Here is a 14507-nt window from a genome sequence, read left to right on the forward strand (position 1 = left end):
AAGGCAATATGCTGGCAGAAAAATGCCATGAATAAGATGCTTGAACCATGAAAGCTCAAGCGCCTTATTTTTACCAGTTATGTTCTGCTTAACCAAATTCTAATTGCGCCACAAGCTGTGGCACAATTACTCCAGTTCTTTTTCGATTTCTTCTACAGATGGAAGGCTACTTCTTAGTTCTTCAGGCCGTGCCTTGGCAATCTGATTTTTCCACTCAGCCACACCAATAGGGTTCTTATAACCCGCCAGAGAATACTCTACTACAGTTTCATTCTTGCCCTTTACAAGTAACAGACCAATTGTGGGCTTATCGTCTGGATGGCGTAGAATATCATTTACCACATTTTGATACATATTAAGCTGCCTGATAAATCCCGGCTCAAAGTCACAAGCTTTCAATTCGATTACCACATAGCATCTCAGTTTCAAATGATAAAACAAAAGATCAATAAAAAAATCATCACCGCCCACTTCCAAATGTACCTGTCTGCCCACAAATGCAAACCCCTGTCCCAATTCCAACAAGAAACTTTGAATATGTTCTGTCAACTTCCGCTCAATCTCGACCTCCCGGCGCGGCATATCCGTTCCAAGGAAATCAAACAAGTGCGGATCTTTGAACACTTGGTTGACCATATCCGAATCTGTTGGCGAAAGTGCTGCCGGAAAATTATTTACGCTTCTTCCTGAACGCTCCATAAGACCACTCTGTATTTGCAGTTCCAGCACATAGCTGCTCCAACCGTTTTCTATCGTTTTATGTGCATACCAAATACGACTTTCCAGAGAATCCAGTTTATCAATCAACTTCAGATTAGTTCTCCACGGAATTTGTGCAACAACCCGTTGCACAAATTCAAAATCAGGTCAACACTCGGCGAACTTCCGCATATATTTGATATTTCTCAGAGAAAAACCAGACATTTCAGGGAACGCATCCTTTAAATCCTTGGCCATGCGGTCAATCACTTTTGCACCCCAGCCTTCTTCCTCCTGCTTTTTCAGAATCGCTTTGCCGGTGTTCCAGTAAAGGCAGATCATACTGGAATTTGCACTTAATACAACCGAAATCCTCTGCTTTTCAATTTCTGATTTCACTTCTTCTATAAATTTCAAATAAGCATCACTCATCTTAGAAAGATTTGGATCAAATGGAAACAGCACTCCATCTTTATTCTTTCCCATTCGCTTTCGATTATCCAATTGTTTCAGCTTGCAATCCACTTATTTGTTATTACAAGTTTGTTTCTTCTATCTTTCTTTCCGTTCCAGTTTCACGCAGCATTCTGTATGTATTGAGGTAGAGATAATGATTCCCGTAAGGCGCAGTTGAGCCTTGGCGGATATATTATATTTGCTGCAAAAGTAGTCTCCATTACTCAAGACCTCAATTTCTCCTATTTTTAGATTATACCACATAATTTAAAATTTGAGGGTTCTTCCGGCATCACCAGAAAAAAATTTGTCGATTTGTCGATAGAAAACACTGCCAAGAATAAGACGCTTGAACTATAAAAGCTCAAGCGTCTTATTCTTACCATCTGCATTCTACATAACCGAAAAATTTTTACCAGAATCTGTGGTAGAATCACTCCAGTAGAAATCCCTAACCGAAAATTAAGTTATTTTTCAACATCCGCTATATCAAGTGCTGAATTCGCCTTTTTATATATATCAATCCCAATCTTACTTTCAATCAATCCGCACAAAACCCCTATAAGGATCTGCGTTTGAATATCACTTGTCAAACCTTTTGTTGTAATACTTCCAACAGTTACAGTTGCAATTCCACAGGACAAAAATAGTTCAAAAATCAGCGCACACACACCAATATAGATAAGCCGAATAACTGGCTCCAGCATATCCTTTTCAATCAGTGCCATGTCTTCAAAAGCCAAGCGAAATTTTCTTGCACCATAAGAAACCCATGCTCCTGCCATCGCTCCCAACCATGTATATCCTATCATTGAAAATGCATTCATCTTAGTAATTGCATAACATACTGAAGTAATTACTCCAATTATGCCCGCCAGAATAGTAGCTGTAATCCCCAGCCGACGCATATACTGATTTTTAATTCTCTTACCTTCAACCAAAAGCATCTCAGCTTTTAGTTTTTCTAATGATATCATTGCCATTCTAGGCTGTGCTCCGCATTCTGGAACAAGACCAACCTGAGCCAAAGACAGTAACTTATCAAAATATTTTTGTTTAACATCTTCTGTTGTCTTATTAAGAGCTTTTATCACATTACATGTATCTTCCACATCAGCATAAAGAAGACTTTGCTCTTCTGGAACCTCATCTTTAACATCTGGGCGCAATTCACATTTAATATCAAACTTTTCGCTTTGATTTTCAGATACAACAAAATAACCCTCCATATCTTACAATGGCCTTCCGCATGATCTGCACACTTTTGTTGACAAAGTCAATGAATGATGCATCGTATCAATAATTTGGCTTAACGACTGTAATTCAGCCAATAATTGTATTTCGTCATTTGTCTTATATTCCTTTTGTAGCAACTGCGCTTTCAATTTTCGTAATTCTCTATAATCCATCATGTAAGGCTCCTTCCACAGGTTGGGCACACATTTTGGGACAACGATAAGCTTTCATTTAAACAATCATCCACGTTTTCCAGTTCATTCAATTCTGCCAATAACCTTTCAGTATTAATATTTTGTTCCCTAGCTTCTAAATCTTCTTTCAGTTTTGTTAACTCTGGTCCTAACATCTAAAATCCTCCAGTATAAACATTCATCTAATTTTGACATATTATTCGCATTTAAGATTACTCAAAAAATACTTATACTAAGTTTACCACAATGTACAGAGAAATCAAGAATGACTTAATTGGCTATGCTAAAAATGATTTTATTCAAACACAGACACACCTGCGAAAAAATCATACCCTTAAAAGTTGCGGTATAAAATCATCACTTATTTTCGACATAATTCGATACAAACTTCCGTATGTGTTGAGGCTGTGAAAAAGATTCCCGAAAGGCGCAGTATGACCTTGGCGGAAGCCTTATAGTTCCTTACCCAAGGCCGAATACACCATTTGTTTACTTGATGCCATGCCCTTTTCCTGATAAAATTATAGCATAGATTTTTGCCTTTGGCGATGCAACACATCACCCCAAAATCGTTGATAGTGAAATACTACCAACAATAAAATCCTCAGCATATTATCTAAGGATTTTATTCTTTGTAGAATATATGTAATTTGCAGATGATACTTTTTTATTTGCTATCGTCTTCATCAACCACATTGATGACAGCCGGATTCAATCCCGCAATTGATACATTAGCTGAACCATCCTCATGCCCCAGACTATTAAATAGATCTCTTGTTCTTTTGTAACATTTTTCAGTTCCTATTGCTTGCCCTGACGTCGTAAGCAGATAATTTAATTTCCACTCCTTGTCGCCAGCATCATAAAGCAATTGCACTTTTGCAGGTGAAACATTGAATTGCCCCAAGGTTCCTTTTATCAATGTTTCTATTTTTTCCAGCTTATCTGGTTGTAATGCCTCAAATACAACATTTGGATCAGATGTCCTAACTGCCAATTCCCTCATGTATTCTCCCTGTTCTCTCAATCTATATGTCTTAGGGCGATTCGCAGGAATACTATAATGTGCAAATTTTAATATGGTATTTTTAATAATTCTATAGCAACTGCTAATATCTGCTGCTATATCGTCCGCTAAATTTCCTACAACTTTTTTTCCTATTAGGTATATAAACGTACCTTCTATCAGGTGAAAAACAATTTCCGGATCGGGAATTAATGATTTTCTTACTTCTAATTCTATCTCTACATCTTCTTCTAATAAGAAATTCTTTATTTCTGTGAAATCTTTCTGAGTAAAATTATTTGGATCGAAGGATACCGTTAGCCTATCTGTATTTTCAATCTTAAAATCAGCAAATGGACGATAATCCTGTTCACTTCCAGCCATATAAAATGTTTCATCAGAATTTTGGGGGGTTATGCTGTGCACATCAAAAATTTCTTGAACAGTAGTAACTGCAAATTCGCCATCAGGCAGCTGTACTAAGTTTCCTTTTAGAACTTTCCCAATTGGCATAGCTAAACCGTCATGTTCAACACTAACCGCAATAGCACTTTCCTGAGTATTAATTGCTTGTACTAAGGTTTCCAATGCCTCTTTTTCAATTTTATCGCCGTGCCTATCTATATGTGTAGTTGCTATAATTCCCTTTGTCTCCATTTGTATTTTCCTTTCATAAATCTTTGATACCAACACTGTTCATTTGAAGAAAATTATAACATAGATTTTCAAACTATTGAATTATTAAAGCGGAATACTACTAAGAAAAAAACGCTTGAACCAGCAGACTCAAGCGCCTTATTCTAAGTAGTGCAAATTCTATGTATCTGCGTTTATTATCCTTTTCCGAAAAGCTATTTTAATCATTATAGTTCAGACATTCTATCAAAAAATACTCTAGGATACTCGGATAATACTTCCATCAAAGCAGCCTTTCTTTTTTTTGCGGCTTCTTGAAATTGTTTTTTAGTCTTTATGCGAATTCCCAACAATTCGCTTGAAATCTTTAAAGATATCACCCGATCAGAAAATCCAGATTCATAAATAATTATGCTTTTTCTTGTTGGAAGGCCATACCGCATCTGTTTGCTCAGCTCAGTTATCAGCTTACAGGCATCTTCACTTTCCTGATAATTAAATTGTAACAAATCAGAGACGGCATTGATAATAAGTGTTGATGCATACCCAAATCCCTCGTCACAAATATCTATGATGTCACCAAGCTGTATTTCTGTCTCTTTATTTCTACGAATTACCTTAACATTGTGTTCAAGTGCATACTCAAGTATTTGCTTATAGGACATACCCTCAATCCACATATTAGCAATCCCAAAAAGCTCATCTTTTAAAAGTACAGCTTTAATACATTTGTTTTCACTGTATTCTATTATTTGAGACATAATCAGTTGAAGAACTTCAGAAGTTGTTTCGCATCCTATAAGAGCGCTAAAATTTCCAGCAACCCACAGTTCTATTTGGAGCAATTGGTTTATTCCAAGAAGGGTACGGCTAAAAACAGCTCGCCTAGTAGGGCTATTAACGGTATCAAGCAAATAGTTTTTTACGGTCGCAAACAAATTTCGCATTCGTTCTTTTTCTTCTTCATTTGAGAGGAAGTAACCAAATGTGCTGGACACAAGCAAATTAATATCCTGCGGATCATCTTCTGTGAGAAATGAGAGGAGATAGCTTTCTATTGTATCCAAGCTAAGATTAACTTTATAAATAGCAGATTTAAAGGTTAATACTTTTGCTGGATATTTTTCTTGAAACTGTGATACCAATGTCTCCACAGCGTGTTCATACTCTTCAGCATGTGTATAGCGTGCCAATGCCAACTTATAAAAATCATATGTTTCGTAGGTGTCATATGCAACCTCGAAAGTTTCGGGGCGCACTAGTAACAGGAACTGGCTAAGACAAGACTCAGCGTTACTGGAATCTAGCATTTCTAGATAGCCCCTCCAGCGCCATCTGTCCTTAAATATATTTCTTCTGGAATATACAAATGTTTCAGAAAACAGTATAGTTCCTTCTGTGTATAACCCTGCGCGTCCAGCTCGTCCAATAAGATTATGAAAATCTCGCACTTTGATTTTTTCTTGAGCTTGATAGAGGCTGGAAATAATTAAATACCGAATAGGCAAATTAACTCCTTGTGCTAGGGTTGAGGTACATATAATGCATCTAATTAGGTTTTTCTTCATTGCATATTCGGTGGCAATCCTAATTCCATTCGATATACCTCTATGATGAGTAAACACTCCTTTCAAAACAGCGTCATAATAAATATTGTCTTGCCCATAGTTTTCTTTTATCAATTGCGCTATTTTCTTGTGTTCATCATCAACCACATGAGTGCTGAAAGACGATATATCAATACCTCTGTTATTAATCTCAAGAATTCTTCGCAAAACACTATCTGCAGTATCTTTTCTTCCGCAAAATATTGCCACCCCGCCATTATGGTTTAGCTTGAGGGCAAGATAAATTGCTATATCATTATGTTCCACCTTGGCTGTTTGGAAATTTACAGATGGAAAGAACCGATCTTTTTCGTTCTTTTTCAGCTTGTTCAATGATTTGATTTCAATGATACGTGGTACAAAAAATTCGAGTTCATTAGGATTGTCTGAATCGAGAAAGTATAGATAACCATATGGCTCCTTATGAGATATTTCCCAGTCAGTAATTGCAACCGTTTTTTCTGTTGCGCGTATCGAGTTATCAGCAATTACAACACCTTCGCCGCCGGTAAACCAGCCATTAATTTGCGCTGCGTTTGGAATGACAGCAGAGAGAAGGATTCTTTGGGTACCAGCTCTTAAATACATCATAATGGAAGAAACTAAGAGCTCGTATTGAGCGCCTCTCGAAGCATCATCAAACATATGAGCCTCGTCAAATATGATTAAACCTGTATCTACAATTAGTTCATTGTCCTGTCTAAGTAAATATAGCAACTTTTCCGGGGTTAAAACCAAAATGTTCTTGCTGTTTTCTCCGCCAGATTGTAATAATTCAAGTAGATCACCCATCTCTGGAACATCAGAAAGCGCGTTGACATGAACACTTGAATCATCAGAAAAATCGTTGGAAATATCAACACTTATTTCTCGACACAATGATCTAAAAGGTGCAACAATAACAGCCATGGAGGTTCTACCCGATAGAAAAGAAGCTCTTATAGTGATTGACATGGATGTCGTTTTACCAGAACTAGTAGGCATTTGAATAATTGCTGATTTTCCAAAAAAGATGCCAGCCTCACCAAGCCGAATTTGAGCTGGCCAAAGTTCATAGATACTCTTTTTGTTCTGTAGCATTCCCTTCCAATTATCTGCCGATAACCCTGAATATACTGGAAGCAGATTTAACGCCGAGCGTTCTATCTTTATAAGCAAAATGGCAAGCATAGCATCGGTTAACAGCAATTCTCGCGGGGAACCTTGTGAATATATTAAAGAACGAAATTCCGATATAAAGTCTAATTTAGCAGCTTTATGCTGATGAAAGCAGGTGGCATAAGCTGTGGTTACTTGATGCAAATATTGTGTGTATGCGGTTCCTTGAACCGCCGTCCCAAACTTATTTGCATCTAATTGGTCTTGAAGTAACAACGCCAATATTGTTTCAATTCCACCACACCCCAGATCTAGCTCATTGGTGTCAATCATATTTGCCATAACTTTTGCACTACCAGCGTAATCACACAAATAATATGCAACTGCTCCTAGAACCAAGTAATACTGAGGATAACTTGGTTCTAATTTTGATTGTAAAAAAGCATCAAAATAATGTGATGCAAATTCAAGCTCTTCTTTTTTATCTGCTGAAATTATCCTGTATGGGTTGTTTTCATGAAGTACCTGCGCTGAAATATTCCCAATTGCCGCAATTGCACTCAGTAATAGTTCATTTGCGTTATCTTCAACTGCGATGTGCAATTCATCTGGAACACTATATTCATACATTTTCGCTTTTGAGCGTGTCTGTTTTAGCAAGTATTTAGAATTTTTTCCTATTAACATCCACACGCCCTCCCATACATTTCATGGATGAACTCCATTAACTTATCACAGTGCATAACTATAAGCTTCAAATCTGGATCAGCATGATTCTTGGTGGAAACTGTTTTAAGTAGGTTCTCGGAATAAGACATGTTGGAATGTACTGCAGCTGCAGCAAAGGTCTTTCGATAAGGAGTATCGGAAGCATTTTGAAAGCGTTGCACATGTCTTGCTTCATCCAAATCACCTCGATCAATTAAACGTTGAACAACTGCATTCAATGATTCTGCAAGTCTAACAACATCCTTATTGGAATCGTCCACTGCCTTTTGTAATCGAGCTTTCGACGATGGACGAGTCTCACTGGCGGTAGCTTTCACTTCAAAAACTATAAGTTCATCGCTGCTACTTATTTTTTTGCCACATTTGTATCCTATAAGGTCACTGCCCATAGTAGATGAGTTTCTATTTACCTTGCGGTCATAACGTGTTCTCGGAACGATATAGTCCAACACGTATTGAACGTAGTCGGCAATTAGTATTTCTGTAAAATCTCCCGAACGCACAGAGGGCCCCGGATTAATATTTGCATCTGGAAACTTTATTTTTGCCAGATATTCATCTCTTTTAAAACCATATCCTGCTCGTAAGACATCCATTTCTGAATCTGCACAATAATGCTCCCGCAAATGCTTTGCCCATGAATTTAGAACACTCTCATCATTTTGAATGACGAGTTCATATATAACAATCTGCTTTCCTTCATAAGTAGTTACTGGTTTTTCTTGAATAAGCCAGTCTAAATATTGAGGTCTCATATGCAATTCTCCTATTTGTTAGGCATTCTGTGACATTCATCCAAATATTTATGTGCAAATGAGATTAACGTCAAAATATCTAATGCCTTTGTTTCTTCTACATTCCAGTTAACTTTAGGAACATGGGCTGCTGGGTTTCTCACCAGATGAAATATAGATTCAAGCAATTCTTTTACCCCTGTAAACTCACTTTTTTCACTGTCAGTCTGCATGGAATTAAAAAATAGATACGGATCACCTTTGGCAAACGCCTTCTGAAATAATTCGCCACCATCAGAGGTCAAACCAGTTATCTGACGAACTCGCTCGGCTAGTCCTTTAGCTGCCTCGAATACGGCATCATAATAATCTTTGCGCAAGTAATCCTTAATGCAATACTTTTGTACTTCACTATGAATAGCCCTGTTATAAAGTTCGCGTTTTAAATGGTTTACACGCCGATCAACTTCATCCAATGTTTTTGCCTGATCAACCTCAACCAGTTGCCCTGCATTATTAACAGACAACCCCGCTAATAAGAGCACCTTATTGGTTTCTTCTAAAAGGTGATGGTATCTTTCTCTATCAGCCTGTCCTGTAAAGGAAACAGGGTTTAACGCATTTGTAAGAAATTGATATATTCTTTTCAAAGATTTATTAGCGTTTACTTCGTTGACTAAACAGTTGTATAACCAATCACGCTTGTTTAACCCAAATGTATAGCTGTAGCCGTTGTTGGAATTCCCATCATCCATTAAAACAATTTGACTTTGTTGCAATAACCGCGTCAATTCTGTCTTTGTAAATCCCTCTTTTGTATGACCCAAAACATCACACACAGCTTTCAACTGTTGTTGATCTAATACTTTACTCGTCATCTCGCCACCTCTGTCCAAGCGAATATATAGTTATTAATAAAACCATTATAGCACTGATGCACAAATTAATAAAATGAATTCACATTTAATTGTTTATTCTGTAAACACTACCAACAACAAAATTCTCAGCAGTATTTATGTACGCGGCATGAGCTTTCTCGCATCCTCGTCTCCCGCCGCCTGTTCAATCCTCAAGATCAATCCGCTGGCTCATAATAATGCCGGATTTGAATTGGATTACTATCTTATTTTCATTGATGTCTCTGACCGTCTGCAGCAACCTAGGGACTAGGTCATCATCAATTTCCTGCTTTAAGTATCCGGTTTTCTTCATGTAGCTCTCCATATCCTGCAGTCGCTGGTCATAGGACTAGGCAAGTTGGCGTTCCCGGATGAGCTTGGCTTTTTCCTTTTCTAGAATTTTAATCTGGTCAGCTTACTTTGGGGAGCATAGATACCTATAATCCGTACGATGTTCTCCCGAAATGCCTGCACAAATTCGCCCTGATCCTCCACTACGCTGTTGATGGCTGCCATAATGGCTTGATGTGGGATTTCTTGCCTTAAGGTGGGGGAATGCTTGCACCGCTTGGAGCGCTGCTTTAAGTGGCTGTCGCAGCGCCACACAGCTTTCTTCTGCCCATACTTTGATCACACCTGTCTACGATATGGCTGGCCACATTCGACGCAGGCCATGATATCGGACAGCACATATTTGAAGCTGTATTTCCCCTTAACTGGTTCAGCCTTTTTCTTGGTGGTGGGTAATAAATTGCAGAATGTCGGGCCTTTTCTTCCTGCACCCGGTGGAATAATTCTTTGGGGATGATGGCTCCATGGTTGTCCTCGATGTAATACTGGTTTGTCAGCATATTTTTACATTCTTCGACAGCGCCCTTTTATCTCGCCAAAGAAATTAAGCATAACCCGGTAAAAGCCGCTTAGTTGCTAGATTTTTGAGCTTATGCTTATTATAACAAGGGGTTTGACAACATTTTATCAATTTCCGTGGTGCTCTACACCATATGGCCGTGCCGGCCTTAGCGCTATCTGCTTGATTTTATAGCTGTTGCGCCAAAGTAAGCAATTCCATTCTAAAACTTCAATTTCCATTATTTTTACGTAAACTACAACCATCTAGTTCAATTCACAAATTCGAAATTCACCCTTCGTCAAAAAGCAAATAATAATCTGCAATTCGTAAACATCAATTCTTTGTACCTTTTCTCTAATCACAGTTTCGTTATACACACCGTCACAGACAGCTTCTGCCAAAATTTCTTGAATCCGTTCTTCACACAATGTTACCGAGTGCTGGCAGGCATTCCGGCCCTTTTCCATCCTCGTTCCGCACCTCCATACAATTTTTCCACGTTCTGTGCGGCGGTAATAACTTGCTCCGCAGTTTCCACATTTCAGAAGATTACCAAGCAAATATTTGCCACTGTATCGATTTCCGGTATTTATCTGTTCGCCTTGTTCATCTATAACAACTTGCGCCCGGCGGAATATTTCATCCTGAACCCGCTGGAATATTTCTGGTGAAATGATACCGATGTGATTGCCCGCCACATAATATCTTGCTCTTTGTCCATAATTTACGGCTCGCTTTCCGGTCAAATAACTGTCTGTGTACGTTTTATGCAACATGACATCACCTTTGTATTTTTCGCATTTTAGTATTTTTCGGATTGTGCTATCCGCCCAAACCGTCTTTTGGCTGGGCGACAATATGTGACTGTTCTCTAAATGCATTTTAATCTGCCGAACAGTTTTTCCGGACAAATAAAGATTGAAAATTTCTTTAACCACATCGGCTTCTTCCGGCATAATAACCAGTTCATCATTTTTACAACAAAAGCCATAGATCGGTTTCAGCAGTAGACTCTTAGCACCTGTTTCGCATCTTCGCTTATATCCCCAGCCAATATTTTCGCTTAGGTTATAACTTTCCTCCTGTGCCAGCGCCGCGCCAACCACAATGTCGATTTCTTTTGCGCTGTTGATGGAGTGAATATTCTCTTTTTCAAAATATATGTCAACACCTCTTTCTTTCAATTTGCGAATAATGAGCAATGTATCCAATGCATTTCTTGACACTCTGCTGATGGATTTTGTCAATATGTAATCAATCTGTCCTAACCGCACCAGTTCCATCATCTTTTTCAGCCCACTTCGTTTTTCAATTCTTAATCCACTTTCACAATCAAAGAAAACTCCAACTAGTACCCAGTCAGGATTGCTCTGAGTCTTCTCCCCGTAATATTCCATCTGTGCCGCTAAGCTTCTGTGCTGCTCTTCAAATTCTGTACTGATGCGGCAGTATACGGCTACCCTTTTCTTTTGGAATTCTCCCTCCCTAAACGGCATTGCAGGTAAAACTTTAACACTTTTCATATAGCATTCCCTCCCTAAAATAGCAGAAGCGCAAAGGCTAACAGCCTTCACGCTTCTGCTCACTCATTTATTTTTCTAAAATTGACAGTTCAGTATAACTTTCTTTGTTTGCGGCCAATCGCCTTAAATATTCATTACCTCCATCTACACTGCATTTACCACAAGAGCAGGTTACAAAATCATGTTCAAATTTTGATTCAATAATCTCTCCGCAACCCCTGCATTGAATCTGATTTTTCAGTATTTTCATTTTATCTTACCATCCACTCGCTGCAACAGAACGCAGCATTCTATATGCACACTCATCGGAAACTGATCCGTCCCTCTCACTCTCTCCAGCTGATACCCCTCCTGACAAAGCACCTTTAAATCCCTCGCCAGCGTGGCCGAGTCGCAGCTCACATACACGATCCGGTCAGGCCTCATAGCTGCCATCGTCTCCAGCAGTGATTCCTCGCATCCCTTCCGGGGCGGGTCCACCACGATCACATCCGCATGAGCAGTCTCCCCCGGGTGTTTTTCCTCATACTCTCGATAATACTCCGGCAGCACCTCTTCCGCCTTCCCCACATAGAAGCTTGCGTTCTCGATCCCATTGATCCGGGCATTATTTTTCGCATCCTCGATCGCCTGCGGTACGATCTCCACTCCGTAGACTTCCTTCGCTTTCTGTGCCAGGAACAGAGAAATGGTACCAATACCACAATACAGATCCCATACCGTCTCGTCTCCCTTTAACCCTGCATACTCCAATGCCAGTTCATAAAGCTTTTCCGTCTGCACAGGGTTCACCTGATAAAAAGACAGCGGGGAAATCTGATACTTCACATCCCCGATATAATCTGTAATAAATCCCTGCCCCCACAGAGTCTCATAACTTTCTCCCATGATCACATTCGTATTCTTCATATTCGGACTCATTGTGATACTGGTCATGCCCTCGATCTTTCTAAGCTTTTCCACCAATTCCTCACTGTGAGGAATCTTCTTTCCATTCACAACCAGACACACCATGATCTCTTTCGTCGTAAAACCAAAACGGATCAGAACATGCCGGACCAGCCCTTTCCCGGTCTTCTCATTATAAGAAGCAATCCCATGCTTCTTCATAAACTCCAGCACGATCTCCAATATCTCCTGATTCACTGGCACGCCCAGCGCACAGTCCGTATTGGCGATAATATCATGGGTCCTTCCAGCATAAAACCCTGTAACCGGATTCCCATCCTTATCTGTTCCAAAGGGAAACTGTGCCTTATTCCTATAATAAAATGGTTCCTCCATCCCAATGATCGGCTCCATCACCTTGTCCAGCACATCCGGTGAAAATCCGCCGATCCTCTCCAGATTCCCCCGGATCTTCTTATTCTTAAACTCAAGCTGCTTTTCATAGGACATTTCCTGGATCTGACAGCCCCCGCATTTCCTCGCAAATGGGCACTTTGGCTCTACACGGTCCGGGGAGGGTGTGATGATCTGCATGAGCCTTGCATATCCATAATTTTTCTTTGCCTTCATCACTTTAGCTTCCACCACATCACCGATCACTGCATCCTTAATAAATAAGGTATAGCCATTCACCCTGCCTATACCCTCACCATTCACGCCTATATCTTCAATTGTCACTCTGGCAGTCTCATTTTTCTGCATAAAAATACCCCTTTTACAATTCTATATTCCTAATATTTTAAGTTAGGACGTAGTTTCATATAAAACTACGTCCCTCATGCCTTCCATATCCGTCTATTTTTATATTGAAGTCTTTCTCAAGTTCGTCTCAAACATCCGGTTATATCCCAGCCAGTCTGTTCCGGTCTTGTCCTTAAATATCTCTGTCAGTGTCTGCATCTTTGCATCCGCGTTATCAGCCAGATTCAGTGCAAACGCCTCTGCCAGCGCCGGTTTTTTTGGTGACCCGTACTCCAGCTCACCATGATGTGCAAGAATACAGTGTTTCAGCTCACTCGCAAGCTTATCCGGGAATCCGGGGATAGCCCTGACAGCCTCTCCCACCATCTCGACCCCCATCACAATATGTCCCAGCAGCTGTCCGTCATCCGTATAGTCATTATCCGGGAATGCAGACAGCTCCTTTGTTTTTCCGATATCGTGACAGATTGCGGATGCGATGAGCAGATCCTTATTCAGGATAGAATATGTGCCTGCAAAATATTCGCACATCTTAACTACACTCAAAGTATGCTCCAGCAGTCCCCCGGCAAATCCATGGTGCACGGTCTTCGCTGCCGAATGGCCTTTGAATCCTTTCACAAAATCAGCATCATTTACAAAATAATATTCCACAAGCTGTCTCAGATAATCATTGGAAATCTGGCGTATGTAGGAAAGCAGCTCTTCATACATTCCCTCCACACTCTTCTCGGAAGTCGGCATATAATCTGCCGGATTATATTCTCCCTCACCGGCCTTTCTGATCTGTTTAATATTAAGCTGAAGATTATTATTATAACTGATCACATCACCGAATACTTCAATAAAATCCTTTTCTTCATAATCAGCGATTCCCTGTGAATTCGGATCCCATACCTTGCCGTCCAGTGTTCCTGTTTTATCCTGAAGCAGCACATTATCATAAGGTTTTCCGTTCCGAGTCTCTGCGGAACGCTTTCCCTTACAAAGATAAATACCGCGTAATGTCTCGCCTTCGTGTAATTCATTAATAAATTTCATGATATCCTCCATTCTATATTCACTGCCATATCGGCAGATATTTCACCAGATCTTAACTGCTGCATCCCCCCCGGACCGCCTCTGACATAACTGCGGCTGCCATGTCGCCCGGCAGCCGTTTTACACTAAACTTTACTTTCTAAACT

General features: G+C 39.7%; 13 protein-coding genes and 1 pseudogene. All 14 read right to left on the reverse strand.

The window, feature by feature from the left end; genetic code table 11:
• Nucleotides 1-126: 126 nt before the first annotated feature.
• Nucleotides 127-699, reverse strand: coding sequence for a PDDEXK nuclease domain-containing protein (locus AC4OGX_RS03035; RefSeq protein WP_493328530.1), 573 nt, complete (start codon nt 697-699; stop codon nt 127-129).
• Nucleotides 700-702: 3 nt separating this feature from the next.
• Nucleotides 703-1185: pseudogene (locus tag AC4OGX_RS03040) on the reverse strand (DUF1016 N-terminal domain-containing protein); the annotation flags it as partial.
• Nucleotides 1186-1622: 437 nt separating this feature from the next.
• Nucleotides 1623-2384 carry a hypothetical protein gene (locus AC4OGX_RS03045; protein WP_493328361.1) on the reverse strand — a complete coding sequence of 254 codons (762 nt, stop codon included), beginning with the start codon at nt 2382-2384 and terminating at the stop codon, nt 1623-1625.
• 179 nt (nt 2385-2563) lie between these two features.
• Nucleotides 2564-2740 carry a hypothetical protein gene (locus AC4OGX_RS03050; RefSeq protein ID WP_493328363.1) on the reverse strand — a complete coding sequence of 59 codons (177 nt, stop codon included), beginning with the start codon at nt 2738-2740 and terminating at the stop codon, nt 2564-2566.
• Nucleotides 2741-3252: 512 nt separating this feature from the next.
• Nucleotides 3253-4248, reverse strand: coding sequence for a hypothetical protein (locus AC4OGX_RS03055; RefSeq protein WP_493328364.1), 996 nt, complete (start codon nt 4246-4248; stop codon nt 3253-3255).
• A 206-nt stretch (nt 4249-4454) separates the two neighbouring features.
• Entirely contained in the window at nt 4455-7619 is a 3165-nt protein-coding gene (locus tag AC4OGX_RS03060) for a DEAD/DEAH box helicase (RefSeq protein WP_493328366.1), read from the reverse strand.
• On the reverse strand, nt 7613-8416 hold the full coding sequence (locus tag AC4OGX_RS03065) for a Hachiman antiphage defense system protein HamA (RefSeq protein ID WP_493328367.1): 804 nt from the start codon (nt 8414-8416) through the stop codon (nt 7613-7615). Before AC4OGX_RS03065 ends, AC4OGX_RS03060 begins: the two co-directional genes overlap by 7 nt.
• Nucleotides 8417-8427: 11 nt before the next feature.
• Complete coding sequence (locus AC4OGX_RS03070; protein WP_074664383.1) at nt 8428-9273, reverse strand: TIGR02391 family protein; 846 nt, start codon at nt 9271-9273, stop codon at nt 8428-8430.
• Nucleotides 9274-9687: 414 nt separating this feature from the next.
• On the reverse strand, nt 9688-9810 hold the full coding sequence (locus tag AC4OGX_RS03075; RefSeq protein ID WP_493328371.1) for a hypothetical protein: 123 nt from the start codon (nt 9808-9810) through the stop codon (nt 9688-9690).
• 65 nt (nt 9811-9875) lie between these two features.
• Complete coding sequence (locus tag AC4OGX_RS03080; protein ID WP_493328372.1) at nt 9876-10145, reverse strand: hypothetical protein; 270 nt, start codon at nt 10143-10145, stop codon at nt 9876-9878.
• A 265-nt stretch (nt 10146-10410) separates the two neighbouring features.
• Nucleotides 10411-11670, reverse strand: a complete 1260-nt coding sequence (locus AC4OGX_RS03085) for a recombinase family protein (RefSeq protein WP_493328373.1) — start codon at nt 11668-11670, stop codon at nt 10411-10413.
• Between the two features lie 67 nt (nt 11671-11737).
• Nucleotides 11738-11920 (reverse strand): DUF7695 domain-containing protein, encoded by a 183-nt coding sequence (locus AC4OGX_RS03090; RefSeq protein ID WP_074664381.1) that lies wholly within the window; start codon nt 11918-11920, stop codon nt 11738-11740.
• Nucleotides 11917-13320 (reverse strand): 23S rRNA (uracil(1939)-C(5))-methyltransferase RlmD, encoded by a 1404-nt coding sequence (gene rlmD / locus AC4OGX_RS03095; RefSeq protein WP_493328375.1) that lies wholly within the window; start codon nt 13318-13320, stop codon nt 11917-11919. The genes AC4OGX_RS03090 and rlmD overlap by 4 nt, the downstream gene beginning before the upstream one ends.
• Nucleotides 13321-13419: 99 nt before the next feature.
• Nucleotides 13420-14361 carry a 3'-5' exoribonuclease YhaM family protein gene (locus AC4OGX_RS03100; protein WP_493328377.1) on the reverse strand — a complete coding sequence of 314 codons (942 nt, stop codon included), beginning with the start codon at nt 14359-14361 and terminating at the stop codon, nt 13420-13422.
• Nucleotides 14362-14507: the final 146 nt, after the last annotated feature.

Source organism: Faecalicatena sp., from assembly GCF_058819085.1.